The organism is Paracoccus sp. DMF (assembly GCF_004407025.1).
GTDB lineage: Bacteria > Pseudomonadota > Alphaproteobacteria > Rhodobacterales > Rhodobacteraceae > Paracoccus > Paracoccus aminovorans_B.
Genome location: NZ_SOKV02000013.1, coordinates 15,324 through 40,928, shown reverse-complemented (window position 1 = coordinate 40,928; position 25,605 = coordinate 15,324). Strand labels below are relative to the sequence as shown.

The 25,605-nt window shown below is 67.2% G+C and carries 26 protein-coding genes; 12 read left to right on the top strand and 14 right to left on the bottom strand.

Translation table 11 applies throughout. The features are described from left to right. Window positions 1-92 precede the first annotated feature (92 nt). The 3 genes from E3D03_RS09650 to E3D03_RS09640 form a co-directional block, all read right to left on the bottom strand. Window positions 93-3,155: an efflux RND transporter permease subunit gene (locus tag E3D03_RS09650; RefSeq protein ID WP_263566779.1), complete on the bottom strand. Its 3,063-nt coding sequence runs from the start codon at window positions 3,153-3,155 to the stop codon at window positions 93-95. After that, window positions 3,152-4,327 carry an efflux RND transporter periplasmic adaptor subunit gene (locus E3D03_RS09645; RefSeq protein WP_263566778.1) on the bottom strand — a complete coding sequence of 392 codons (1,176 nt, stop codon included), beginning with the start codon at window positions 4,325-4,327 and terminating at the stop codon, window positions 3,152-3,154. The genes E3D03_RS09650 and E3D03_RS09645 overlap by 4 nt, the downstream gene beginning before the upstream one ends. 71 nt (window positions 4,328-4,398) lie before the next feature. Then, complete coding sequence (locus tag E3D03_RS09640) at window positions 4,399-5,181, bottom strand: division plane positioning ATPase MipZ (protein ID WP_263566777.1); 783 nt, start codon at window positions 5,179-5,181, stop codon at window positions 4,399-4,401. A 267-nt stretch (window positions 5,182-5,448) separates the two neighbouring features. Here E3D03_RS09640 and E3D03_RS09635 point away from each other — a divergent pair, with 267 nt between their 5' ends. Beyond that, entirely contained in the window at window positions 5,449-5,673 is a 225-nt protein-coding gene (locus E3D03_RS09635; protein WP_263566776.1) for a hypothetical protein, read from the top strand. Beyond that, window positions 5,670-5,876 carry a hypothetical protein gene (locus E3D03_RS09630; protein ID WP_018000124.1) on the top strand — a complete coding sequence of 69 codons (207 nt, stop codon included), beginning with the start codon at window positions 5,670-5,672 and terminating at the stop codon, window positions 5,874-5,876. The genes E3D03_RS09635 and E3D03_RS09630 overlap by 4 nt, the downstream gene beginning before the upstream one ends. Before the next feature lie 113 nt (window positions 5,877-5,989). On the opposite strand, the gene rpmE is transcribed toward E3D03_RS09630, so the two are convergent. The 8 genes from rpmE to ffh all read right to left on the bottom strand — a co-directional run bounded on the left by rpmE (window position 5,990) and on the right by ffh (window position 10,793). Then, window positions 5,990-6,211 (bottom strand): 50S ribosomal protein L31, encoded by a 222-nt coding sequence (gene rpmE / locus E3D03_RS09625; RefSeq protein WP_062560942.1) that lies wholly within the window; start codon window positions 6,209-6,211, stop codon window positions 5,990-5,992. A gap of 11 nt (window positions 6,212-6,222) precedes the next feature. Beyond that, window positions 6,223-6,603 (bottom strand): 50S ribosomal protein L19, encoded by a 381-nt coding sequence (gene rplS, locus E3D03_RS09620; protein ID WP_018000122.1) that lies wholly within the window; start codon window positions 6,601-6,603, stop codon window positions 6,223-6,225. After that, window positions 6,600-7,463, bottom strand: coding sequence for a tRNA (guanosine(37)-N1)-methyltransferase TrmD (trmD, locus tag E3D03_RS09615; RefSeq protein ID WP_263566775.1), 864 nt, complete (start codon window positions 7,461-7,463; stop codon window positions 6,600-6,602). Before trmD ends, rplS begins: the two co-directional genes overlap by 4 nt. Continuing rightward, complete coding sequence (gene rimM, locus E3D03_RS09610; RefSeq protein ID WP_263566774.1) at window positions 7,460-7,966, bottom strand: ribosome maturation factor RimM; 507 nt, start codon at window positions 7,964-7,966, stop codon at window positions 7,460-7,462. Before rimM ends, trmD begins: the two co-directional genes overlap by 4 nt. A 4-nt stretch (window positions 7,967-7,970) precedes the next feature. Continuing rightward, a complete protein-coding gene (gene rpsP, locus E3D03_RS09605) occupies window positions 7,971-8,333 on the bottom strand; it encodes a 30S ribosomal protein S16 (protein ID WP_062560944.1) in 363 nt (120 codons plus the stop codon). Window positions 8,334-8,380: 47 nt separating this feature from the next. Beyond that, on the bottom strand, window positions 8,381-8,677 hold the full coding sequence (locus E3D03_RS09600; protein WP_062560945.1) for a chorismate mutase: 297 nt from the start codon (window positions 8,675-8,677) through the stop codon (window positions 8,381-8,383). 88 nt (window positions 8,678-8,765) lie between these two features. Continuing rightward, the gene (locus E3D03_RS09595; protein WP_263566773.1) at window positions 8,766-9,296 is read right to left on the bottom strand and encodes a GNAT family N-acetyltransferase; all 531 of its coding nucleotides are present in this window, start codon (window positions 9,294-9,296) and stop codon (window positions 8,766-8,768) included. After that, a complete protein-coding gene (gene ffh / locus E3D03_RS09590) occupies window positions 9,297-10,793 on the bottom strand; it encodes a signal recognition particle protein (protein WP_263566772.1) in 1,497 nt (498 codons plus the stop codon). 228 nt (window positions 10,794-11,021) lie between these two features. On the opposite strand from ffh, the gene E3D03_RS09585 reads away from it, so the two are divergent. Further along, the gene (locus tag E3D03_RS09585) at window positions 11,022-11,591 is read left to right on the top strand and encodes a peroxidase-related enzyme (RefSeq protein ID WP_263566771.1); all 570 of its coding nucleotides are present in this window, start codon (window positions 11,022-11,024) and stop codon (window positions 11,589-11,591) included. Window positions 11,592-11,711: 120 nt separating this feature from the next. Here the strand turns inward: E3D03_RS09585 and E3D03_RS09580 are convergent, their stop codons facing one another. Continuing rightward, window positions 11,712-13,670 (bottom strand): protein meaA, encoded by a 1,959-nt coding sequence (locus tag E3D03_RS09580; RefSeq protein ID WP_263566770.1) that lies wholly within the window; start codon window positions 13,668-13,670, stop codon window positions 11,712-11,714. A 232-nt stretch (window positions 13,671-13,902) separates the two neighbouring features. Between E3D03_RS09580 and E3D03_RS09575 the strand changes: the two genes are divergently transcribed. From E3D03_RS09575 to E3D03_RS09555, 5 genes are all read left to right on the top strand, one after another. Beyond that, the gene (locus E3D03_RS09575; RefSeq protein WP_263566769.1) at window positions 13,903-14,799 is read left to right on the top strand and encodes an alpha/beta hydrolase; all 897 of its coding nucleotides are present in this window, start codon (window positions 13,903-13,905) and stop codon (window positions 14,797-14,799) included. Window positions 14,800-14,976: 177 nt separating this feature from the next. Continuing rightward, a complete protein-coding gene (gene ccrA / locus E3D03_RS09570; RefSeq protein ID WP_062560950.1) occupies window positions 14,977-16,266 on the top strand; it encodes a crotonyl-CoA carboxylase/reductase in 1,290 nt (429 codons plus the stop codon). A gap of 146 nt (window positions 16,267-16,412) precedes the next feature. Then, window positions 16,413-17,588, top strand: a complete 1,176-nt coding sequence (locus tag E3D03_RS09565) for a hypothetical protein (RefSeq protein ID WP_263566768.1) — start codon at window positions 16,413-16,415, stop codon at window positions 17,586-17,588. Window positions 17,589-17,737: 149 nt separating this feature from the next. Next, window positions 17,738-19,090 carry an NADP-specific glutamate dehydrogenase gene (gene gdhA / locus E3D03_RS09560; RefSeq protein ID WP_263566767.1) on the top strand — a complete coding sequence of 451 codons (1,353 nt, stop codon included), beginning with the start codon at window positions 17,738-17,740 and terminating at the stop codon, window positions 19,088-19,090. Between the two features lie 102 nt (window positions 19,091-19,192). Continuing rightward, window positions 19,193-19,798: a gamma-glutamyl kinase gene (locus E3D03_RS09555; RefSeq protein WP_263566766.1), complete on the top strand. Its 606-nt coding sequence runs from the start codon at window positions 19,193-19,195 to the stop codon at window positions 19,796-19,798. Here E3D03_RS09555 and E3D03_RS09550 read toward each other — a convergent pair. Further along, the gene (locus E3D03_RS09550) at window positions 19,786-20,238 is read right to left on the bottom strand and encodes a type II toxin-antitoxin system RatA family toxin (protein WP_263566765.1); all 453 of its coding nucleotides are present in this window, start codon (window positions 20,236-20,238) and stop codon (window positions 19,786-19,788) included. The genes E3D03_RS09555 and E3D03_RS09550 overlap by 13 nt on opposite strands. A 55-nt stretch (window positions 20,239-20,293) precedes the next feature. Between E3D03_RS09550 and E3D03_RS09545 the strand changes: the two genes are divergently transcribed. Continuing rightward, a complete protein-coding gene (locus tag E3D03_RS09545) occupies window positions 20,294-20,482 on the top strand; it encodes a hypothetical protein (protein WP_263566764.1) in 189 nt (62 codons plus the stop codon). A gap of 119 nt (window positions 20,483-20,601) precedes the next feature. On the opposite strand, the gene E3D03_RS09540 is transcribed toward E3D03_RS09545, so the two are convergent. Further along, the gene (locus tag E3D03_RS09540) at window positions 20,602-21,450 is read right to left on the bottom strand and encodes a neutral zinc metallopeptidase (protein WP_263566763.1); all 849 of its coding nucleotides are present in this window, start codon (window positions 21,448-21,450) and stop codon (window positions 20,602-20,604) included. Window positions 21,451-21,612: 162 nt separating this feature from the next. Between E3D03_RS09540 and E3D03_RS09535 the strand changes: the two genes are divergently transcribed. The 3 genes from E3D03_RS09535 to gyrA all read left to right on the top strand — a co-directional run bounded on the left by E3D03_RS09535 (window position 21,613) and on the right by gyrA (window position 25,581). Further along, complete coding sequence (locus E3D03_RS09535) at window positions 21,613-22,209, top strand: DedA family protein (protein WP_062560956.1); 597 nt, start codon at window positions 21,613-21,615, stop codon at window positions 22,207-22,209. A 54-nt stretch (window positions 22,210-22,263) separates the two neighbouring features. Further along, entirely contained in the window at window positions 22,264-22,758 is a 495-nt protein-coding gene (locus tag E3D03_RS09530; protein WP_263566762.1) for a disulfide bond formation protein B, read from the top strand. A 72-nt stretch (window positions 22,759-22,830) separates the two neighbouring features. Beyond that, on the top strand, window positions 22,831-25,581 hold the full coding sequence (gyrA, locus tag E3D03_RS09525; RefSeq protein WP_411969813.1) for a DNA gyrase subunit A: 2,751 nt from the start codon (window positions 22,831-22,833) through the stop codon (window positions 25,579-25,581). The last annotated feature ends 24 nt before the right edge of the window (window positions 25,582-25,605 follow it).

Sequence of the window (25,605 nt, the reverse complement as noted above, 5' to 3'; positions counted from 1 at the left end):
ATGAAACGCCAAGGGGGCCGCCACGGCCCCCTTTCTCTTTTGTGCAGAAATATCCTCGGGGGTCCGGGGGCAGACAGCCCCCGGCAGCGACCTCACTCCCCGGCCGGACGTGCGTTCAGCCCGATCCGCCGCACCAGCCAGCGCCCGACCCTGACCTGCCCGCCATGCACCACCGAAAACAGCGAGGGCACGAACAACAGCGACAGCAGCGTCGAGAGCAACAGCCCGCCGATCACCGAAATCGCCATCGGCGCGCTGAACTCGGCGCCCTCGCCCGTTCCCAGCGCCGAGGGCACCATGCCCGCGGTCATGGCGATGGTCGTCATCACGATGGGCCGCGCCCGCTTGTGCACCGCATCCAGGATCGCCGCGCGCTTCTCGACGCCGCGCTCGATGGCGCTGACCGCGAATTCGACCAGCATGATCGCGTTCTTGGTCACGATGCCCATCAGCATCAGGAAGCCGATCACCACCGACATGCTGATCGAATTGCCGGTCAGGAACAGCGCCAGGATCGCCCCGCCGATGGCCAGGGGCAGCGACATCAGGATCGAGACCGGGGTGATGAAATTGTGAAACAGCAGCACCAGCACGACATAGGTCAGCACCACGCCCGAGACCATCGCGACCGAGAAGGCCTGGAACACCTCGGCCATGATCTCGGCATCGCCCGAGGGCTTGATCTCGGTCCCCGCCGGCAGCTCGATCCCCTGCTGCAAGCCGGTGACCTGGGCGCTGACCGGACCCAGCAGCGCGCCCTCGGCCAGGTTGCCCGAGACGGTGGTCTGATAGCGCCGGTCATAGCGGCCGATCTCGGTCGCGCCGGCCGAAAGCGTCACATCCGCCACCGCCTCCAGCGGCAATTGCCCGGCCGAGCTTGGCACGCGCAGGTTGCGAACCGTCATCAGGTCGCGCCGCGCCGCCTCGTCCAGCCGCACCATGATCGGGATCTGCTTGTCGCCGGCGTTGAACTTGGCAAGGTTCGATTCCGTGTCGCCCAGCGTTGCCACCCGCAGCGTCGTCGCCAGCGCGCTGGCGGTCACGCCCAGCTGCGCCGCGACCTCGGGCCGCGGATGGATCTGGATTTCCGGCCGTTCCAGGCTGGCCGATGACCGCACCCCCTCCAGCGCCGGCAGGGTCTTCATCGCCGCCATCAGCCGTTCGGCCGCCTCGGCCGCCGCATCCTCGGTATCGCCCAGGACCGAAATCGACAGGTCGGCATTGCCCTCTTGGTTCTGGAAGTCGATGCGCAGGTCGGGGATGGCCGCCAGATGCTCTTTCAACTCGTCCTCGACGGCAAAGCTCGAGCGCTCGCGCTCATCCTTGGGGCCATAGTTCACCATCAGCTTGGCCTTGGCGACGTCATCCTCGCCGCCATTGACGAAGACCGAGCGCACCTCGGGCGCCGCGCCGATGCGCTGCGAGATCATGGCGGCGGCGGCTTCGGTCTCGCGCGGGGTGGCGCCGGGCGGCAGCTCGATGCTGACCTGGCTGCGGCCGACGTCCTGGGCCGGGATGAACTCGGTCGGCAGCAGGGTCGCGGAAAAGATCGAGAGCGCGAACACCCCCATGCCCATCAGCAGCGTCAGCCCGCGGTGGCGCAGGGTCCAGCCCAGCACGGCCATCAGCCCGCGCAGCACCGGACCGTCCCTCTCCTCGGGCAGATGCGTGCTGTCGCGCAGGAAATAGGCCGCCAGCATCGGCGTGATCAGCCGCGCCACCAGCAGCGAGAACAGCACCGAAACCGCGACCGTCAGCCCGAACTGCTTGAAATACTGCCCCGGGATCCCGCCCATGAAGCTGACCGGGGCAAAGACCGCGACGATGGAAAAGCTGATCGCGATCACGGTCAGGCCGATCTCGTTCGCGGCCTCCATGCTGGCGTCATAGGCGGGCACGCCCATGTTGATATGGCGCACGATATTTTCGATCTCGACGATGGCGTCATCGACCAGGATGCCGGTGACCAGCGTGATCGCCAGCAGGCTGACCCCGTTCAGGGTAAAGCCCAGCATGTGCATGACGAAAAAGGTCGGGATGATCGACAGCGGCAGCGCCACAGCGGCGATCAGCGTCGCGCGCCAGTTCCGCAGGAACAGGAACACCACCACCACCGCCAGCGCCGCGCCCTCATAGAGCGTGTCCATGGTCGAATGATAGCTGTTCGAGGTGTGGCTGGTCGCGTCGTCGATCAGCTGGATGCGGGTGCCGGGATGGCGCGCGGCGATCTCGGCGATGCGGGCCTTGGCGCCGTCCCCGGCCACCAGGTCAGATTCGCCCGAGGCGCGGAAGACGCCGAAGGCCACCACCGGCTGGCCGTCGAGCAGGGCAAAGGTGCGTTCCTCGCTGGCGCCGTCGCTGACGCGGCCCAGTTGGTCCAGCCGCACCGTGCGCCCGCCGGTATCACCGCCGCCGATCAGGATCGGCGTCTCGGCCAGCCGTGCCACGTCGCCGGCCGATCCCAGGGCGCGGATCGAGAATTCGGTCCCCGCCAGGTCGCCGCGCCCGCCGCCCAGGTCGATGTTCTTGGCCCGCAGCTGGTCCGAGATTTCGGCCGCCGTCAGGCCGAAGGCCTGGATGCGGGCCGGGTCCAGATCGACGTTGATCTGGCGGTCGGCGCCGCCGATGCGGGTGATCGAGGCCACGCCCGGCACCGTGGACAGATCGCGCGCCACCACGTCATCGACGAAATCCGACAGCTGCTCGATGGTCTTGCCGGGGTCGCTGACGGCATAGGTCAGGATCGCCATGCCCGAGACGTCGATGCGGTGGATCAGCGGCTCGACGATGGATTCGGGCAGGTCGGCGCGGACATTGGCCACCGCGTCCTTGACGTCGTTCACGGCGCGGTCGGTGTCGGTCTCCAGCTCGAACTCGACATAGATCCGCGCCGAGCCGTCCAGCGCCGTCGAGGTGATGTGCCGCACCCCGGTGATCGAGGCGATGGAATCCTCGATCGGCTGCACCACCTGCCGGGTCAGCTCGCTCGGCGCCGCGCCGGGCTGGCTGACCACGACGCTGACCAGGGGCAGGTCGATGTTCGGCATCGCCGTGACCGCCAGCCGGCTGAAGCTGTAGAGCCCCATCATGACCAGCACCAGAAAGACCGCGATGGCCGGCACCGGCTGCCGGATGGACCAGGCCGAGAAGTTCATGGCGCCGCCCTGACCCGGTCGCCGCTGCGGAAGAAGGCGCCGGCCCTGGCCACCACCTGCTCGCCCTCGCGCAAGCCCTCGAGGATCTCGCGCCGGTCCTGCCAGATCAGCCCGGCCTTGACCGGCCGGGTCTCGATCACGCCGTCCTTGACCACCTGCACCCGCTCGCCCCGCTCGTCGGCCAGGATCGCCGACAGCGGCACGGTCAGCGCCTCGCGCCGGTCGGTGACGATCCAGCCGCTGGCAAACAGCCCCAGCCGCAGCCGCGGATCGGGGTCCAGCGCCACCCGCGCCGTGCCGAGCCGGGTGACCGGATCGACCGAGGCCGGCACCAGCCGCAGCCGGCCGGCGACCGGGCCCAGTCCCGCCACGTCGATCAGGGCGGTATCGCCCGGCGTCAGCTGCGCCAGCGCGGTTTCGATCACATCGGCGGCGAGCTCGATCTCGCCCGCCGCGATGAGAGTGAAAAGCGCATCGCCCCCGGTGCCCGAGATCGCGCCCAGCTCGGCGGTGCGCGCCACCACCACGCCATCGACCGGCGCGGTGATGCGGGCATGGCCCAGGTTCAGCCGGGCGATCCGGCGCGCGGCATCGGCCTGCGCCAAGGCCGCGCGTGCCACCCCCAGCCCGTCCGAGGCCGAGGCCGCCGCCGCCCGGGCCGAGGCCTCGGTCGCGACCGCCTGGTCCAGTACCGCCTGGCTGGCGTTGCCGCTGCGGCGCAGGCTGCGCGTGCGCTCCAGGGCCGAAGCCGCCTCGGTCGCGGTCGCCTCGGCACTGGCGATCTGGCTTTCGGCCTGGCGGATGCCGGCCTCGGCGCGCTGATATTCGGCCTCGGCCTGCGCCAGCTGCGCCTCCAGCGTCTCGTCGGAAAGCTGCGCCAGCAGCGCGCCGGCCCTGACGCTGTCGCCGACCTCGGCCGCAATCTGGGTGATCTCATAGCCCGCGACATTGGCATGGACCTGCACCGCCTGCCGCGCCACCAGCGAGCCCGAGACCGGCACCCGCGCCTGCACCGGGCCGCGCTCGGCCTTGGCCAGCGTCACCAGCGGCGCCTCGGCCGACGGCTCGGGCTGGGCGGCGGCGCCCGCCGTCTGCGCCATGGCCGGCAGCGCGGGAAGCGCCAGGACCAGGCCCAACAGGGCGGCGCAAATGCTGCGGCGAACGGCCGTCATCGTCCCCTCCTCGAGGAAATCCGGCGCAGAGCATAGCCGCGCCCCGGGGTGGCAACAATGGCGGCCGGGAATCAGAACGAGATCGTGACGCCGGGTAGCTTCAATTCGCCGATCAGCTCGCGCAGTTCCTGGCGGGCGGCGATGTTCGACATGCTCAGCTGCTCGGTGCCGATGTCTTTCAGGTCCAGCAGCGTCAGCCCGCGCGGGAACAGCTCGCGAAAGATCACCCGCTCGGAAAAGCCGGGGGCGACGCGGAAGCCGATGCGTTTCGACAGCGTGGCCAGCGCGCCGCCGACCTTGCGCTTGTTGTGCATGGCCTGGGTGCCCAAGCGGTTCCGCAGCACCAGCCAGTCGATCGGGCCGGCGCCGGCCTGTCCGCGCAATTGCCGCGCTGACCAGACCATCTCGGCATAGATCGAGGGGCCAAGGATCTTGCCCTCGGGCGAGAGCCGCGCCAGCAGGTCGAAATCGACGAAGCTGTCGTTCATCGGCGTGATCAGCGTATCGGCCAGCGTATGCGCCATCTGGCTGAGCCGGGTATGCGAGCCGGGGCAGTCCAGCAGGATGAAGTCGCAGTCGCGGTCCAGTTCGGCCACCGCCTGGGACAGCGGATCGCTGTCCGGCCCGGTCTCGGCCGGCAGGTGGCCCAGGATCGGCGTCGGCAGGTCCAGCCCCTCGCGCTGGGTGAAATGGGCGCGGTTTTCCAGGTAGCGGCCAAAGCTGCGCTGGCGCACGTCCAGATCCAGCGCGCCGACCCGGTGGCCCATGCGCGCCAGCGCCGTCGCGACATGCATCGAGGTCGTGGACTTGCCCGAACCGCCCTTTTCGTTCCCGACCACGATGATATGCGCCACGAATCCCCCCGGGCCTGCGCCAGTTCCGCCGGGGACCATAGGCCGCGCCCCCGGCGATGAAAAGCGCCGTGCAGGCGCGAATCATCGGCAACGTGGCGTTTTTCCCGCACCCGGCGCCGCTGCGGCCGGCCGCGCAAGCATTTGTTCCGGCTTCATTCTTTCATCACGACAATCCGAGTCGAGTTTTATCTTGCAAAACACGACTGTCTATGTCGTTATATAAGGGCCGGAACGTCCCGGCAGGTCAGCCAGGGAAAGGAGACCAGGATGCCCATGCTGAACCATCTGACGGCTTCTGCCGCCGGCCTGCCCCGCTATGCGGTCAGCCTGATCGATCGCCGCACGGGCAGGCCGCACCGGATCTCGGACATTCCGCTGCGGCTGATCACCTGCGAGCCGTTCGAGGCCGCGCGCGACCTGATGCGCGACCGCGACCCCTCGCTTTGGGACACCGCCATTCACCGCCTTGACCAGAAGGGAGCCCTGCAATGATCCGCGCCGTTTTCCCGACCCCGATCCGCAGCTATGCCACCATCGCGCTTTCGGCCTATCGCAGCGTGCAAGGCCCGGTGCTGCGGGAATATCGTGACGGCCGCGTCATGATCGACACCGGCCATGGCCCGATGACCGGCCAGCCGCTGAACCGGCCGCCGCGCGCGCCCAGCTGGATGCCGATCCTGGGGCTCGGCTACTGACCCCGCCGCGCGTCGGCACACCTCTCTCCCGTCCGGGGCCGCCCACCGCCCCGCTGAAAACGCAAAACGCCGCCCCTCGGGGCGGCGTTTCCGTTGGCGCCGGTGGCGAGGGCTCAGAAGCCCAGGCCGGCGTATTTGTTCTTGAACTTCGACACGCGGCCGCCGGTGTCCATCAGCTTGGCCGAACCGCCGGTCCAGGCCGGATGCACGGTCGGGTCGATGTCCAGCGACATGGTGTCGCCTTCCTTGCCCCAAGTCGAGCGCAGCTGATAGGTGGTGCCGTCGATCATCTTCACGGTGATGAAGTGGTAGTCGGGGTGAATTTCTGCTTTCATGGCGCGTCTCCTCAGGCCTTGGCGTCGGCTTTGGGCTTGTAGTTGCTGACTTCGGCGATGCGGGCGGATTTGCCGCGACGGTCGCGCAGGTAGTACAGCTTGGCGCGGCGGACGCGGCCACGGCGCACGACGGTGATCGAGTCGATATTGGTCGAATACAGCGGGAAGACGCGCTCGACACCCTCGCCGAACGAGATCTTGCGCACGGTGAACGAGGCGCCGATGCCGCCGCCCTTGCGCGAGATCACGACGCCTTCGTACATCTGCACGCGGGTGCGGGTGCCTTCGGTCACTTTATAGCCGACGCGGACGGTGTCGCCGGCCTTGAAGTCCGGGATTTCCTTGCCGAGCGAGGCGATCTGCTCGGCTTCCAACTGGGCGATCAGGTTCATCGCTTTGGTTCCTCTTGATGCTCGCGGTGATCCCGCGATTGGTCTGATGCGCCCGAGAGCTGTCGGTCCTTTGCCGGGTCCATGCGGGTTTCCCCGTATGCCCGCCACAGGTCGGGGCGGCGTTCCTTGGTCAGCCTTTCGGCCATGTCGCGCCGCCATGTGGCAATAGCCGCGTGATTTCCCGAAAGCAGAACCTCGGGTATCGCGCGGCCTTCCCATAGGGCGGGCTTCGTGTACTGGGGGTGCTCAAGCAGGCCATCGGAAAAGGATTCCTCGGCCAGCGACTCCTGATTCCCCAGCACGCGCGGTATAAGCCGAACCGTCGCATCGATCAAGACCTGAGCAGCAAGCTCGCCGCCGGTCAGGACATAGTCGCCGATGCTGATTTCCTCGACATCATGGGCGTCCAGCACGCGCTGGTCCACGCCTTCGAAGCGGCCGCAGATCAGGGTCATGCCGGGGCCGTTCGCCAGCTGGCGGGCGCGGTCCTGCGTGAAGGGCTTGCCGCGCGGCGACAGATAGATCACCGGCAGGCCGGGGCCGGCCTCGCGCAGGGCGGCATCCATCACGTCGGGGCGGATCACCATGCCGGCGCCGCCGCCGGCGGGGGTGTCGTCCACATTGCGGTGCTTGCCGATGCCGAAGGGGCGCAGGTCGGTGGTGCGCAGGTTCCACAGCCCCTCGGCCAGCGCTCGGCCGGTCAAGGAAAGTCCCAGAACCCCCGGAAAAGCCTCGGGGAAAAGCGTGATGACCTGCGCGGTCCAGGCGCCCCTGACCTGCGGCTCGGCCAGCAGGTCGCGCGGCTGCCGGCTTTCACGGATCGAGAGCCGGCCGTGGGATTTCATCCCTTCCGCGCTCATTCCTCGGCGTCCTCGGGCGGGTCGGCGATGATGCGGCCGGCGGCCAGGTCCACCGTCGGCACGAAGGCGCGGGTGAAGGGCAAAAGCAGGTTCTGCTTGCGGCCGGGGCCATGGATTTCCAGGATGTCGCCCGCGCCATGGTCATAGATGGCGCGGACCTTGCCCAGCAGCACGCCGCCGGCGTCATAGACGGAAAGGCCGATCAGATCCGTATGATAGAATTCGTCGTCGGGCAGCGAGGGCAGCCGCTCACGGTCGGCCCAGAGCGTCACGCCCTTCAGCGCCTCGGCATCCTCGCGCGTCTCGACGCCCGAGAGCCGGGCGCCCAAGCCGCCGGTCACCGGCCGGGTCAACCGGAGGGTGAAGCTGCGCTTGCCATCCTCGGACCAGAGCGGACCATATGCAGCGATATCATCAGGTTGCGAGGTAAAGCTCTTGAGCCTTACCTCGCCCCGGACGCCGAAGGCGCCCGCGATCGCGCCGACACAGATCCGCTCGGCCATGGGATTATTCCGAAGCGGCTTCCGAGGCGGCGGCTTCGCGGGCGGCGCGCTTCTCGGCACGCTCTTTCGCGGCCTTGCCCGGCTCGCCTTTCTTCAGGTTCTTGCGCTCGGTTTTCTCTTTCGCGCCAGAGGCTTCCAGGAAACGCGCCACGCGGTCGGTCGGCTGGGCGCCCTGGGCGAGCCAGTATTGCACGCGCTCGAGGTCCAGCTTGACGCGGTCTTCCGAGTCTTTCGCCAGCAGCGGGTTGTAGGTGCCCAGCTTCTCGAGGAAGCGGCCGTCACGCGGCATGCGCGAATCGGTCGCGACGATGGCGTAGTGCGGACGTTTCTTCGAGCCACCACGGGCCAGACGGATCTTCATTGCCATTGGTTTTCTCCTTTGAAATGGCGGGGTTGACGCGGGCAGGCCCTGCGTCAGGTCTGGAAGGTCTCGTGATGCCGGATCACTTCGGCAATCACGAAGTTCAGGAATTTGCGCGCGAATTCCGGGTCGAGATCGGCCTCGCGCGCGAGGCGTTCCAGCCGCTCGATCTGGCTCGCCTCGCGGGCGGGATCGGACGGAGGAAGGTCGTGTTCGGCCTTGAGGCGGCCGACGTTCTGGGTGTGCTTGAAGCGCTCGGCGAGCGTATAGACCAGGATCGCGTCCAGACGGTCGATGCTGGCGCGATGCTCTTTCAACAGAGCGGCGGCGCGGGCGGCGTCAGTGGTCACGCGGAAATCTCCAAGCCTTTGATTTCGTTCAGGGCGGCTGTCCACCGCCCGTACACCGGGCGTACACCGCGGGTGCAGCGCGCGTCGCTCATGCGAAGGCCTCCGCCGGGTGGCGCCAGACGTCGCAGGGCTCGGCCCCGGGATGCGCGGCGGCGGGATCGCGCTCAGCCCCCAGCCGCCGGGCCAGCGCGGCCGAGCGGTCGTTGGCGGGCAGGATATAGCTGACGGCGGTCGTCCAGCCGAGCCGGCGCGCCGCGAAGTCGCGGGCGGCCCGCGCCGCCTCATGCGCGATGCCCCTGCCTTCGGCGGCGGCATCCCACAGCGTCCAGCCGATCTCGGGCTCGGGCCAGCCGTCGGGAAACCAGGGCCCGACCCCGCCCAGCGCGGCACCGCTCGCGCGGTCGGTCACGGTGAACAGCCCATAGCCGCGCAGCACCCAATGACCGACGATATGGCCGAAGGCGCGCCAGGCCAGGCCCGGCGCCAGCAGCGGCCCGCCGACCCAGGCCGAGCGTTCGGACGCGGCAAAGTCACGCCAGACCGGCCAGTCGCCGGCCTGCGGCGCGCGCAGGACCAGACGCTCGGTCGTCAGCACAGGCGTGTCGGAAAGCGTGACCACCTATTTCTTCCCGAACAGCCCGGACAGCCCGCCGGGCAGGTTCAGCTTGCCGAGATCGCCGCCCAGGCCCTTGGGATCCTGCAGCATCCTGGTGGCCTCGGCCATCTTGGCCGGATCGACGTCGGCCATGTCGGGCAGGCCGCCGCCCTTGCCGCTCATCGCGCGCATGGCCTGTTTCAGCATGCCGCCCTTGCCCATCTTGCCGAGCTTCTTCATCGTGTCGGCCATCTGTTTCTGCATCTTCAGCAGCTTGTTCAGATCGGCCACCTCCATGCCGGCACCGGCGGCGATGCGCTTCTTGCGGCTGGCCTGCAGCAGGTCCGGGTTGGCGCGTTCCTTTTTCGTCATCGAGTTGATCAGCGCGATCTGGCGCTTGATCGCCTTGTCGTCGAAGCCGGCGGCCTCGGCCTGCTTGGCCATCTTGCCCATGCCGGGCATCATGCCCATGATGGACTGCATGCCCCCCATCTTCATCATCTGTTCCAGCTGGCTCTTCAGGTCGTTCATGTTGAACAGACCCTTCTGGAAGCGCTTCATCATGCGCTCGGCCTGCTCGACCTCCAGCACCTCCTGCGCCTTCTCGACCAGGGCGACGATATCGCCCATGCCGAGGATGCGGCCGGCGACGCGGCTGGCGTCGAAGGCCTCCAGCGCGTCCATCTTTTCGCCCAGGCCGACGAAGCGGATCGGCTTGCCGGTGACGGCGCGCATCGACAGCGCAGCACCACCGCGGCCGTCGCCGTCCATCCGGGTCAGTACCACGCCCGAGATGCCGACCTTGCCGTCGAACTCGGCCGCGACGTTCACCGCGTCCTGGCCGGTCAAGCCATCGACGACCAGCAGGGTCTCGCGCGGGTTGGCCACGTCGCGAACCGCCTGCACCTCGTCCATCAACACTTCGTCGATATGCAGCCGGCCGGCGGTGTCGAGCATATAGACGTCATAGCCACCGAAGCTCGCCTGCTGCCTGGCGCGCTTCGCGATCTGCACCGCATTCTCGCCCGGCACGATCGGCAGCGTATCGACGCCGATCTGTTGGCCCAGGATCGCCAGCTGCTCCATGGCGGCCGGGCGGTTGGTGTCGAGCGACGCCAGCAGCACGCGCTTCTTCTCGCGGTCCTTCAGCCGCTTGGCCAGTTTCGCGGTGGTGGTGGTCTTGCCCGAGCCTTGCAGCCCGACCATCAGGATCGGCGCCGGCGGGTTGTCGATCCGCAGCGCGTCGGGCGCACCCTCGCCCTGCAGCACCTTGATCAGCTCGTCATGGACGATCTTCACGACCTGCTGGCCGGGGGTGATCGACTTGGTGACGGCGCTGCCGGTGGCCTTGGCGGTGACGGTTTTCACGAAATTGCGCGCGACGGGCAGCGAGACGTCGGCTTCCAGCAGCGCGACGCGCACCTCGCGCATGGCGGCGGTGACGTCATCCTCGGTCAGGGCGCCCTGCTTGGTCAGCCGGTCGAAGACGCCGCCAAGGCGGTCGGACAGGTTTTCAAACATCGGCGGCCCTCCAATGGTTGCCGTTGCCCGCAAGGGCGCGAATAAACAGGTGCGCCCCCGTGGGCGCGACGCGCTGACGGGGGGCGATCCCCGGCAAGCGGGGACCGGAAGGCCAGACCTTCCGGGAATTGCGGGCTGAATAGGCCGAAATCCGGGCCAAGTCAACCGCGGCCCCGGATTGACCCCGCCGCGGCAATGGCCAAAGCTTGGGCGGCAGAGGAGACAGCCATGACCCATCCGATCAGCCGCTTCCCGGTGCCCTCGCTTGACGAGATGCCCGAGGACATCGCCGCCCGCATCCGCAAGGTGGCCGAGAAATCCGGCTTCGTGCCGAACGTCTTCCTGGCGCTGGCGCATCGGCCGGACGAATGCCGCGCCTTCTTCGCCTATCACGACGCGCTGATGGAGCGCGAGGGCGGCCTCAGCAAGGCCGAGCGCGAGCTGATCGTGGTCGCGACCTCGGGGCTGAACCAGTGCCAGTATTGCGTGGTGGCACATGGCGCGATCCTGCGCATCCGGGCGAAGAACGCCCTGATCGCCGACCAGGTGGCGGTGAACTGGCGCAAGGCCGATCTGACGCCCCGCGAACACGCCATGCTGGCCTATGCCGAGAAGGTGGCGCTGCGGGCGCAGGACATTGAGGCAGGCGACCATGCCGCCCTGCATGATGCCGGCTTCTCGCAGGACGAGATCTGGGACATCGGCGCCATCGCCGCCTTCTTCGGCATGTCGAACCGGCTGGTCAATGCCGGCGACGTTCGCCCGAACGACGAATTCTACATGCTGGGCCGGGCCTGATCCCGGCACGCCGGCCCGAGCGGCGCTGTCGCGTCCTGAGTATTTATGAAACGGTGAAGCATTGCGCTCGGCGCCCGTCTTTCACCGTTTTCCAAATACTCATGCGAGCGTGCGACCGGCTCAGGCGGCGGCCTCCTCGGGCTCGACCAGCGCCACGATGTCCATCATGATGCGGTTGAGCTCGAAATCCTTCGGCGTATAGACGCGGGCCACGCCCATCTGCCGCAGCCGCGCCGCATCGTCATCGGGGATGATGCCGCCGACGACCACCGGCACATGCACCAGGCCCGCCGCGCGCATGCGCGCCATCAGATCCTCGATCAGCGGCAGGTGGCTGCCCGACAGGATCGAGAGGCCGACGATATGGGCGTCCTCCTCTCCCGCGCGGGCGACGATCTGCTCGGGCGTCAGGCGGATGCCCTCATAGGTGATGTCCATGCCGCAGTCGCGGGCGCGGAAGGCGATCTGCTCGGCGCCGTTGGAATGGCCGTCGAGGCCCGGCTTGCCGACCAGGAACTTCAGCCGCCGGCCCAGGCGCTGGCTGACCGCATCCACCGCCTCGCGGATCGGCTCCAGCCCCTCGGTGCGGTTCGAGGGCGATTGCGAGACGCCCGTGGGCCCGCGATATTCGCCATGCACCTGGCGCATGACCTGGGCCCATTCGCCGGTGGTGGCGCCGGCCTTGGCGGCGGCGATGGAAAACGGCATCACGTTCTGGCCCCTCTGCGCGGCATCGCGCAGCGCGACGAGAGCGGCCTCGACGGCCGCTTCGTCGCGAGCCCGCCGCCAGGCGTCCAGCCTGGCAATCTGGTCCTGCTCGACCGCCGGATCGACGACCATGATGCCGCCGTCGCCCGCCGTCAGCGGCGAGGGCTCGCCCTGCTGCCAGCGATTGACGCCGACCACCACGGTCTCGTTCGCCTCGATCCGGTTCAGCCGCGCGGCGTTCGATTCGACCAGCCGCGACTTCATGTATTCGATGGCGGCGATGGCGCCGCCCATCTCGTCCAGCGTCGCCAACTCTGACCGCGCGCCGGCCTTCAGCTCCTCGACCTTGGCGGCGATGGCCGGGTTGCCGTCGAAAAGGTCGCCGTATTCCAGCAGGTCGGTCTCATAGGCGACGATCTGCTGCATCCTCAGCGACCATTGCTGGTCCCAGGGCCGCGGCAGGCCCAGCGCCTCGTTCCAGGCCGGCAGCTGCACGGCGCGGGCACGGGCGTTCTTCGACAGCACCACGGCCAGCATCTCCAGCAGGATGCGATAGACGTTGTTTTCCGGCTGCTGCTCGGTCAGGCCGAGGCTGTTCACCTGCACGCCATAGCGGAAGCGGCGGTATTTCTCGTCCTCGATGCCGTAGCGCTCGCGGCAGATCTCGTCCCAGAGCTCGGTAAAGGCGCGCATCTTGCAGAGCTCGGTCACGAAGCGGATGCCGGCGTTCACGAAGAAGGAAATCCGCCCGACCATGGCCGGGAAATCCTGGGCCTCGACCTTGCCCTTGAGGTCGTCGAGCACCGCGATGCCGGTCGCCAGCGCATAGGCCAGCTCCTGCTCGGGCGTCGCGCCGGCCTCCTGCAGGTGATAGGAACAGACGTTCATCGGGTTCCATTTCGGCAGGTTCCGTGCCGTATAGGCCGCGACGTCGGTGATCATCTTCAGCGAGGGTTTCGGCGGGCAGATATAGGTGCCGCGCGACAGGTATTCCTTGATGATGTCGTTCTGCACCGTGCCTTGCAGCTTGGTCACATCCGCGCCCTGCTCCTCGGCCACGGCGATATAGAGCGACAGCAGCCAGGGCGCCGTCGCGTTGATCGTCATCGAGGTGTTCATCTGCTCCAGCGGGATCTGGTCGAACAGCGCGCGCATGTCGCCCAGGTGGCAGACCGGCACGCCGACCTTGCCGACCTCGCCCCGCGCCAGCACGTGGTCGCTGTCATAGCCGGTCTGGGTCGGCAGGTCGAAGGCCACCGAAAGCCCGGTCTGGCCCTTGGCGAGGTTCGAGCGATAGAGCGCGTTCGATTTCTCGGCGGTCGAGTGGCCCGCATAGGTGCGGAAGAGCCAGGGTTTGTCTTTCTCGGCCACGGGATTCCCTCGCAAGATTATTACGACGCGACAAGCGATAGCGTAACATTCCTGCGCCGTCAATTCGCCGCATTGCAGAAAGAACCATGCTGCGCAACGACTGCGCATGTGGTGAATCGGCAGGCGATCAAGGCTCTCGCGGCAAGGCCCTGCGCCACGACAGGCGCCGTTGCAGAGGTGGGACCGGTTCTGGCTTTGACGATCAATGCGCCTGGAGCCTAAGGTGTCGGCCATGCAGACGAACGAGGGGGCAAGACGGATGCCGATGACGCGCCGGGCGGCGCTGGCGCTGCTGGCCGGGCTGATGGCGGGGCCGGCGCTGGCCGGGCCGGGGCTGGTCGATCTGGCCTATTCCCCAGCCTCGCCGCGCAACCGGCTGGACGTGCATCTGCCCGAGGGCGACGGGCCGTTTCCCTGGCTTCTGGACCTGCACGGCGGCGGTTTCCTGGCCGGCGACAAGCGCAGCCTGCCGGTCCCGGCGCCGGTGCTGGCGCGGGGCAACGCCGTGGTGCGGATGAACTATCGCCTGTCGCACCAGGCGCTGTGGCCGGCGCAGGAGCAGGATGTGCTGGCGGCGCTGGATTTCCTGCACCGGCGCGGGCCGGAGCTGGGGCTGATCCCGGACCGGATGGCGCTGGGCGGGCGCAGCGCCGGGGCGTTCCTGGCGGTCTCGGCGGCGCTGACCCTGGCCGAGGCCGGGCGGGCGCCGCGCGCGGTGGTGGATTTCTATGGCCCGATGGATTTCGGCAGCATGGATGCCGACATGGCCCGCCTGGGCCGCAAGGTGCGGCGCGCCCCGGCCGATTCGCCGCGCAGCGTCGAATCGCTGCTGGTCGGCTATCCGGTCGGCGCGCGCCGGGCCGAGGCCACCGCGCTGTCGCCGGTCGGCCGGCTGGGCGCCATGGCGCCCGGACGGCGCCTGCCGCCGCTGATAATCCGGCACGGCGCGCAGGACAGCATCGTCTCGGCCGGTCAGGCCGAGCGGCTGCGCCGGGCCTGGAAGGCCGCGGACCCGCATGCCGAGATCGACTTCGCCCTGCTGCCGCACGAAGGCCATGGCACCGCCGCCTTCGGCCGGGACGCCGTGCTGCGCCCGCTGGCGGATTTCCTAGCGCGGCATCTGGCCTGAGCGCAAGCACCGGGATTTGCTGCCGCATCGCGGCGTGGCCCTGGCGAAAACGACAGAATATTACAAATTCTGCATCTGCGATGTTGCAATATTGCGCAGCCATTCGTAAAACAGGCCCTGCACCCCGCGTCGATTCTGCGCCGCGGCACGAGGAACGCGCAGCAAGAGGAAAGCAAGATGGCCCTGGACCAACCGACCCCGATCGCGCCCTATGATGCGCCGGAAAAGGACCTCTACGAGATCGGCGAGATGCCGCCCCTGGGCTACGTCCCCAAAGAGATGTATGCTTGGGCGATCCGGCGCGAGCGGCATGGCGAGCCCGACAAGGCCATGCAGGTCGAGGTGGTCGAGACGCCGCCGATCGACAGCAACGAGGTGCTGGTCCTGGTGATGGCGGCGGGCGTCAATTACAACGGCATCTGGGCCGGCCTCGGCGTGCCGATCAGCCCCTTCGACGGCCATGGCGCGCCCTATCACATCGCCGGTTCCGACGCCTCGGGCATCGTCTGGGCGGTGGGCGACAAGGTCAAGAACTGGAAGGTCGGCGACGAGGTCGTCATCCATTGCAACCAGGACGACGGCAATGACGAGGAATGCAACGGCGGCGACCCGATGTATTCGCCCAGCCAGCGCATCTGGGGCTATGAGACGCCGGACGGCAGCTTCGCCCAGTTCACCCGCGTGCAGGCCCAGCAGCTGATGCGCCGCCCGCAGCACCTGACCTGGGAGGAATCGGCCTGCTACACGCTGACGCTGGCCACCGCCTATCGCATGCTCTTCGGCCATGAACCGCATGAGCTGAAGCCGGGCATGAACGTGCTGGTCTGGGGCGCCTCGGGCGGGCTGGGATCGTTCGCGATCCAGCTGATCAACGCGGCCGGCGCCAATGCCATCGGCGTGATTTCGGACGAGGACAAGCGCGAATTCGTCATGTCGCTGGGCGCCAAGGGCGTCATCAACCGCAAGGACTTCAAGTGCTGGGGCCAGCTGCCCACGGTGAACACCCCGGAATACAAGGAGTGGTTCACCGAGGCGCGCAAGTTCGGCAAGGCGATCTGGGACATCACCGGCAAGGGCAACAACGTCGACATCGTCTTCGAGCACCCGGGCGAGGCGACCTTCCCGGTCTCGACCCTGGTCTGCAAGAAGGGCGGCATGGTGGTGATCTGCGCCGGCACCAGCGGATTCAACTGCACCTTCGACGTGCGCTACATGTGGATGCACCAGAAGCGCCTGCAGGGCTCGCACTTCGCCCACCTGAAGCAGGCGTCGGCCGCGAACAAGCTGATGCTCGAGCGCCGCATCGACCCCTGCATGTCCGAGGTCTTCCCCTGGGCCGAGATCCCGGCCGCGCATGTCAAGATGCTGCGCAACGAACACAAGCCCGGCAACATGGCCGTGCTGGTGCAGGCCCCCGTCACCGGGCTGCGCACCTTCGAGGACGCGCTGGAAGCCGGCCGGCGCTGAGACCGGATAGCCTTAAAAGGCATATTGACGGCCGATGAAGCGGAATGCTTCATCGGCCTCGTTTTTGTGTTTGGAGACGGATCGTGAATCGGGTTGCAGCTTTTGTAAACTGTTCCATAGCACTGGTTCTATCAGCAAATGGCGCCTTGAGCGCGCCGCAATTTCCACCGACACGAAATGTGGTCGGCGCTGACGAATACTATTTGCTCGAGGAATTCGACGACTGGGTCACGTCATGCCTTCGCACCGAAGACGACATGGACCTCTGCGAGGCATCGACCACATTGTCTGCTCTGGATCAAGGCCTTGAACTTGACCTGGCCTTCACGCCCTATGCGCATTATCAGGACCGGGCCGATGCGGATGTCAACCTGCTGCCCGTGGCTGCGGTGGAGATCTTGCCCTATTCGCAATCACCGCACTACGAAACCTATTCTGCCGCCATAACCAAGGTCGATGGAGAACCATTTGGTGGATATTGGTGCCCGCTGACGACAGAGAATTGCCTGCGCGGTCCGGAGTTTGACTGGGACACCATGTCGGCCGTTCTGGAGGCGCGCACGATTACCGTTGCCGTCTACGACGTCTATCCCGAAGTCGCCGAGGAGGTCGCGAGCATCAGCAAGAGCTTCGAGCTCAAGCCGGTCGTGGAGTTCGAGGTGCCGATGCAGGGCTTTCGATCGGCCTATGATCGCGCGAACAGCTTTACCGCGGAGATCTGGGAGATCGATCTTTCGCAAAACGATGTCCAGGTCAACGAATGCTCGTTCAGTTTCCAAGGTAAACAGAAAACCGTTCGCTACACCTATGACGAGGACTACGACATCGACCAGACGTCCATTCGGGAAATCCTCCGAGGGCCGCGCGGCGGTGGCGACTGCCCCGGCTACGTCATGCTGGCCAGTTTGACCACCGACATGACGCAATCGCAGCGCGAATTGTTCTGCCTTGATTATGACAAGGAGACGGAAACGTATCTGGGGTTTCAGCTGGGAAAAGGCAACGCCTACTCGATCTGCAAAAAACCCTCTAAAAGTTTTTGCGAACACGTCGACAATACCAAGTCCGCAGCAATGGCGATCACCGGCTTTACGACCGGAGCAGTCGGCGGCACTTTCGGCGCCACAACTGCGACAGGAACCACGGTGGTAGCACACAGTTCCGGCGCCGCGATCCTGACAGGCTCGGGTGGATATGTCGCCGGCACCTTGGGCACGATCGGCACCTCGGCCCTTGCCGTCCTGACCGCACCGGCCACGGTTGCGGCCGCCGCCGTCTCCGTCATTGCGGTCGGCGGTGCCGTCTATGTCTGCTCGGATTGACTGCCATGGGACCGCCCACCGGGCGGCCCCCTGCCCGGCAATCCGGCAGAAAATTCGGCAGATTGCCTGAAAACTGTCACTTGCTTATTCAAATTGCTGAAACCTTGGGCTATGCGCGACTCCGTCTCTTTGAGGAAGGATTGCGCGCCATGCCGCAGATCGATGACAAACTTGCGCCCATTTATGAACAGGTCGTCCGCCGCAACGCCGGCGAGCCCGAGTTCCACCAAGCGGTGCGCGAGGTGCTGGAAAGCCTGGGCCGCGTCGTGGCCAAGCGCCCCGACTATCTGGAAGACGCGCTGATCGAGCGCCTCTGCGAGCCCGAGCGGCAAATCATCTTCCGCGTGCCGTGGACCGACGACAAGGGCCAGGTGCAGATCAACCGCGGCTTCCGGGTGCAGTTCTCCTCGGCCATGGGCCCCTACAAGGGCGGGCTGCGATTCCACCCCTCGGTCAATGTCGGGATCATCAAGTTCCTGGGCTTTGAGCAGATCTTCAAGAACGCGCTGACCGGCCTGCCGATCGGCGGCGGCAAGGGCGGCTCGGACTTCGATCCCAAGGGCCGCTCGGACGGCGAGGTCATGCGCTTCTGCCAGAGCTTCATGACCGAGCTTTACCGCCACCTCGGCGAATATACCGACGTGCCGGCGGGCGACATCGGCGTCGGCGGGCGCGAGATCGGCTATATGTTCGGCCAGTACAAGCGCCTGACCAACCGCTACGAGGCGGGCGTGCTGACCGGCAAGGGCCTGTTCTATGGCGGCTCGCTGGCCCGGACCGAGGCCACCGGCTATGGCAACACCTATTTCACCCGCGCCATGCTGCAGACCGGCGGCGAGGATTTCGACGGCAAGACCACCGTGGTCTCGGGCTCGGGCAACGTGGCGATCTACACCATCGAGAAGGTGCAGTCCTATGGCGGCAAGGTCATCGCCTGTTCGGACAGCTCGGGCTATATCGTCGACGAGAACGGCCTCGATCTCGACCTGATCAAGGAGATCAAGGAGGTCCGCCGCGGCCGCATCGGCGAATATGTCCGGCTGAAGGGCCAGGGCTATTTCGTCAAGTCCGGCGAAGGCTCGATCTGGGACGTGCCCTGCCAGGTCGCCATGCCCTCGGCCACGCAGAACGAGTTGACCGGCAAGGACGCCGCGAAACTGGTCAAGAACGGCGTGCAGGCGGTCGGCGAAGGCGCCAACATGCCCTCGACCCCCGAGGCGATCCGCACCTTCCAGCAGGCCGGCGTCAAGTTCGGCCCCGGCAAGGCGGCGAATGCCGGCGGCGTCGCCACCTCGGCGCTGGAGATGCAGCAGAACGCCTCGCGCGATCGCTGGAGCTTCGAGCAGACCGAGGCGCGGCTCGCCACCATCATGCGCGACATCCATGACAGCTGCTACGAGACGGCCGAGGAATTCGGCGCGCCCGGCGACTATGTGATCGGCGCCAATATCGCCGGCTTCATCCGCGTGGCCGAGCCGATGCGCGCCTTCGGCGTGATCTGAGCAAGCCGGGTGGGCCGGGATCAGCCGGCCCGCCCGCAACCCGCTTGCCAGCCCCCATCACGGCCGCTAATCCGCACGGATGTTTTCGACCGTGAGTTGTTCATGCTGATCTTCGTCAAGCCCCGGATCGTGCTCCTGTCGGTGCCCAAGACCGGCACCACGGCGCTGGAACAGGCGCTGTCCGAGCGCGCCGAGATCGCCTTTCGCGGCCGGCCCGAGATCAAGCACCTGAACCTGCGGCAATATATCAACAAGATCCGGCCGCTGCTGCATCCTCTGGGCGGGCCGCGCTTCGAGACGGTGGCGGTGATGCGCGAGCCGCTGGACTGGCTGGGCAGCTGGTATCGCTTTCGCGCCCGCGACGCGCTGATCGGCCGGCCGAACAGCACCGCGCACCTGTCCTTTTCCCGCTTCGTCGAGGATTACCTGCACCCTGGCGAGCGCCCCAGCCACGCCAATCTGGGCCGGCAGTCGGACTTCCTGATCGACAACGACAACCGCATCGCCGTCGACCACATCTTCCGCTACGAGGCGATGCCGGCCCTGGTGGATTTCCTGGCCGCGCGCCTGGGCCAGGCGATCACCCTGCCCCGCGTCAATGTCTCGCCCGAGGCCGCGACCGATCTCGATGCCGGAACCGAAACCCGGCTGCGCGCCGCCATGGCGCCGGAATACGCGATCTGGGAACGGGCGCGTCAGGCGCCGTAAAGCGCGCGGGCCCGGTCCTCGAAGGCGCGGACGATGCGGCTCATCGCCTCGCCGAAGACCACGCCGATGACCTTGCCCAGGATGGCGTTGCGGAATTCGAAATCGACGAAGAATTCGACCTTGCAGCCGCCTTCGGGCAGGTCGGCAAAGCTCCAGCCGCTGCGCAGATATTTGAACGGCCCGTCCAGATATTCGGTGTCGATGCGCCTGCCGGCCGGCCACAGCGTCACGCGGCTGCCGAAACGCTCGCGGAATACCTTGAAGCTGATGACCAGATCGGCCTCGATCACCTCGCTGCCGCCCTCGCCCGGACGGCGGGCGCGGATGCGGGCGGCGGAATTCCAGGGCAGGAACTCGGGGTATCTTTCGATATCGGCGACCAGCGCATACATCTGGTCGGCGGTATAGGGCAGGATGCGGCTGTCGCTGTGCTGAGGCAAGACGTGGTCCCGGGCGGTTTTCCGTTTGGGCGATCCCTAGCAAAGGAAGGGGCGCATGAACAACCTCCTCTGGCTGATCCGGGCATCGCGCTGGGCGCGCAACCCGCCCAGCACGCCAATGGTCAAGCTGGTGCTGGCCATCGTCGCCCTGGGCCTGGTGCTGGTCGCCCTGGAGCATTTCGGCCTCTGGCCCGACTGGGCGACCATGGACCGGCCGCGCGGCATGCCCCGCATCCGGCCCTGACCGCCCGGCTTCTTTGCTCCGCAAATACCCCTGCGGCCGCGCCGCCCGCGGCACCGCCCGCGCCTTTCACCGTTTGCCAAATACTCCGGCAACGGCGCCATGCGCGCGGGCCCGCCGGCCTACATCCCGGCCGCCTTGAACGTGTCGCATTGCGCCATCTGACCCGAACTGAAGCCGCGCTTGAACCATTCCTGCCGCTGCGCGCTCGACCCATGGGTAAAGGCATCGGGCATCGGCGCGCGGCCGGCCTTTTCCATCAGCGTGTCGTCGCCCACGGCGGCGGCGGCATTGATCGCCTCGTCGATGTCGCCCTCGTCGATGCTGTTGAACTGCTGGCTGGCGTGGCTGGCCCAGACCCCGGCAAAACAATCCGCCTGCAATTCGGTCAGCACCGAGATCCGGTTCGCCGTGGCCTCGTTCGACTGCTGGCGGGCCTGCATGGTCTGGCTCAGGATGCCCAGCTGGTTCTGGACATGGTGGCCGACCTCATGCGCGATGACATAGGCATAGGCGAAGTCGCCGCCCGCGCCCATCTTCTGGCTCATGGTGCGGAAGAAATCGGTGTCGAGATAGACTGTGCGGTCCAGCGGACAATAGAACGGTCCCATGGCGGATTGCGCACCGCCGCATTTCGATTTTGTCGCCCCCGAGAACATCACCAGCCCCGGCTCGGCATATTGCTCGCCGGCCTGCTCGGGCAGGACGCGGGCCCAGACCTCCTCGGTATCGGCCAGCACCACGCTGACGAACTGGCCCGATTCCTTTTCCTCGGCGGTCAGCTCACGCGGCTCGCCCGATTGGCTGCCCTGGTCCAGCCCGCCGACGATGGGCGAGATGTCGATGCCGAAGAAATAGCCCACCGCCAGGATCGCCAGCATGCCGACGATGCCGACGCCCCCCGCGCCGGCCCGGCCCATGCCGCGCCGGTCCTCGACATTGCGGCTGCCGCGTCTGCCCCGCCATTCCATCGCACCCCTCCCGCCGGCGGCCGCGCCGGTCAAATCGCCGTCATGCCAGCTTTATCCAAAGCCCTGCCCGGCGCAACACCGACGCGGGCCTGACAGTTCCGCCGCCCCCTTGACAGTTCCGGCCCGGCCCCGCAGCACGGGGCGCAAACGAAGAGGGCGGGCATGTTCGACTGGGTGGTTTCGACGATCGAAAGCTGGGGCTATCTGGGCGTCTGGGCGCTGATGGTGGCCGAGAACGTCTTTCCGCCCATCCCGTCCGAGGTGATCATGCCGCTGGCCGGTTTCCTGGCGGGCGCGGGCAAGCTGTCGCTGACGCTGACCATCCTGGTCGGCACGCTCGGCTCGGTTCTGGGCACGCTGATGTGGTATTGCGTCGGCCTCTGGTTCGGCGAGGAGCGGCTGAAGCGCTTCGCCGCCCGCCACGGCCGGCTCTTGACCCTGTCGCCCGGCGACATCGAAGCGGCGCATGACTGGTTCCAGCGCCACGGCGCCATGGCGGTGTTCTTCGGCCGCATGATCCCGGCGATCCGCACGCTGATCTCGGTCCCCGCCGGGCTGGCGCGGATGCCGCTGTGGAAATTCCTGGCCTATACCACGGCGGGCAGCGCGCTCTGGACCGGGGTGCTGACCTTTGCCGGGCTGATGCTGCATGAAAATTATGCGCTGGTCGCCCACTGGATCGACCCGCTTTCGAAGCTGGTCGTGGTCACGGTCGTGGCGGTCTATGTCTGGCGGGTGATCCGCTGGAAGCCGCATTGACGCTCACGCATTTGGCACTTGCCGAGCGCGCGCCGCCGGCCTAACCCAAGGCGCATGAACGGATTTCCAAGCCAATCGCTGGCCGTCGCGGCCGGCGCAGGATCGGCCGTGCTGCTGGCGGCGGCGCTGACCTTCCAGGCCATGGGCTATGCGCCCTGCGAGCTCTGCATCCTGCAGCGCTGGCCGCATCTTGCCGCCGCGATCATCGGCGGGCTGATCTGGGCCTTCGGCTGGCGGCGCTGGCTGGCCGCCCTCGGCCTGCTGGCGGCGCTTTGCGCCACCGGCTTCGCGATCTACCACGCCGGGGTCGAGCTGAAACTCTGGGCCGGGCCGCAGCATTGCTCGGGCGGAGTCTCGGGCCTGGCGCAGCTGTCGACGCAGGACCTGATGGCCGCCATCGAGGCGGCGCCGCTGGTGCGCTGCGACCAGGTGGCCTGGAGCCTGTTCGGCATCTCGATGGCCGGCTGGAACGCGATCTGCTCGGCGGCGCTCTCGGGGCTGTGGCTGGCCTCGGTCCGGGGCCGCAACCGCGTTCCCGGCACCGCCTGAGGGCCGCTAAAGATTGCGCCGGCTGCTGGTATGGGATAGACCGTCACCCAACAAGATGTTGAGGCGAACCCCGTGGCTGATACCCCCGAAAACGACGACGATTCCCCCGAGAACGGCACGGCCGAACGCGCGGTGATGCATCACGACGGGCCGGTGATCGACATCTCGCGCGAGATGCGCTCGTCCTATCTGGACTATGCCATGTCGGTCATCGTCAGCCGGGCGATCCCGGACCTGCGCGACGGGCTGAAGCCGGTGCACCGGCGCGTGCTTTTCGCCATGCACGAGACCGGCAACACCCATGACAAGCCCTATCGCAAGTCGGCCCGCCCGGTCGGCGACACCATGGGCAAGTATCACCCGCATGGCGACGCCTCGATCTATGACGCGCTGGTGCGGATGGCGCAGCCCTTCTCGATGTCGCTGCCGCTGCTGGACGGCCAGGGCAACTTCGGCTCCATGGACGGCGACAGCCCGGCGGCCATGCGCTATACCGAGGTGCGGATGGACAAGCCCGCCGCCTATCTGATGATGGACATCGACAAGGATACCGTCGATTTCCAGGACAACTACGACGGCAAGGACCGCGAGCCGACCGTCCTGCCGGCACGCTTCCCGAACATGCTGGTCAATGGCGCCGGCGGCATCGCCGTCGGCATGGCGACGAACATCCCGCCGCACAACCTGGGCGAGGTCTGCGACGCCACCCTGGCCCTGATCGAGAACCCGGACCTGCCGACCGAACGGCTGATGGAGATCATCCCCGGCCCGGACTTTCCGACCGGCGGCGTGATCCTGGGCCGCTCGGGCATCCGAAAGGCCTATCTGGAGGGCCGCGGCAGCGTCGTCATGCGCGCCAAGACCCGGATCGAGGAAGGCCGCAACGGCCGCCAGCTGATCGTGCTGGACGAGATCCCCTATCAGGTCAACAAGGCCACGCTGATCGAGAAGATCGCCGAACTGGCCAAGGAAAAGCGCATCGAGGGCATCGCCCATGTGCAGGACGAATCCGACCGCATCGGCGTGCGGGTGGTGGTCGAGCTGAAGCGCGACGCCACCGCCGAGGTGGTGCTGAACCAGCTGTTCCGCTTTACGCCGATGCAGACCAGCTTCGGCTGCAACATGCTGGCGCTGAACGGCGGCCGGCCCGAGCAGCTGACCCTGCGCGACTTCCTGACCCATTTCATCGCCTTCCGCGAGGAGGTGGTCGCCCGCCGCACCGCCTATGAACTGCGCAAGGCGCGCGAGCGCGCGCATGTGCTCTGCGGGCTTGCCGTCGCGGTCTCGAACGTCGATGAGGTGGTGGCGACGATCCGCAGCTCGGCCGACGCCGCCGAGGCGCGGGCGCGGCTGATGGAGCGGCGCTGGCCGGCGCATGAGATCGTCGAATACCTGCGGCTGATCGACGACCCGCTGCATCCGGTGAACGAGGACGGCACCTACAACCTGTCCGAAACCCAAGCCCGCGCCATCCTGGAACTGCGCCTGCAGCGCCTGACCCAGCTCGGCGTGCAGGAAGTCACCGACGAGTTGAAATCGCTGGCCGAGTCCATCCGCGACTATCTCGCCATCCTGGCCTCGCGCGAGCGGATCATGGCCATCATCTCGGGCGAGCTGGCCGAGGTGAAGGGGCTTTTCGCCGTGCCGCGCCGCACCGAGATCGTCGACTGGGCCGGCGACATGGACGACGAGGACCTGATCGAGCGCGAGGACATGGTCGTCACCATCACCTCGGGCGGCTATATCAAGCGCACCGCCCTGGCCGAATTCCGCAGCCAGCGCCGCGGCGGCAAGGGCCTCTCCAGCATGGCGACCAAGGAGGACGACCTGGTCACCACGCTGTTCGTCGCCAATACCCATACCGAGCTTCTGTTCTTCACCACCGACGGCATGGTCTATCGGCTGAAGACCTGGCGCCTGCCGCTGGCGGGCCGCACCTCGAAGGGCAAGGCCATCGTCAATATCCTGCCGATCCAGGCCGGGGTCTCGATCGCCGCGCTCTTGCCGATGGATGCGCCCGAGGCGGATTGGGACGATTACCAGGTGGTCTTTGCTACCTCGGACGGCGATGTCCGCCGCAACGCGCTTTCGGATTTCACCAATATCATGCGCAACGGCAAGATCGCCATGAAGCTGCCCGAGGGCGTCGAGTTGATCGGCGTGCGGCTGGCGACCGAAAATGACGACGTGATGCTGGTCACCGCCTCGGGCCGGGCGATCCGCTTCCAGACCACCGACGTGCGCGTCTTCAAGGGCCGCGATTCCACCGGCGTGCGCGGCATCCGGCTGGTCAACAAGGGCGACCGCGTGGTCAGCATGTCGGTCATCCGCCACTTCGAGGCCGATCCGGCCGAACGCGCCGCCTATCTGAAGATGCGCCGCGCCGTCGAGGGCGCGCTGGACGACGGCGCCGAGGCCGACGAGGACGAGGATGCCGTGGCCGAGGGCAACATCACCCAGGAACGCTATGCCGAGATGTCGGCGGCCGAGGATCTGATCCTGACCATCACCGCCAAGGGCGCGGGCAAGATCAGCTCCAGCTTCGACTATCCGCTGCGCGGCCGCGGCGGCCAGGGCGTCACCGCCATGGACAAGGCGATGCGCGGCGGCCCGCTGGTCGCCAGCTTCCCGGTGGAACGCGACGACCAGATCATGCTGGCGACCTCGACCGGGCAGTCGATCCGGGTTCCGGTCGACGGCATCAGCTTCCGCTCGCGCTCGGCCGGCGGCGTGCGCGTCTTCAATACCGGCACCGATGAAACCGTTGTTTCTGTTGCCCGCATCGCCGAGAATGGCGAGGATGACGAGGCCGAAGAGGCATAGGCAAAACCGGGGCGCCCTGCCCCG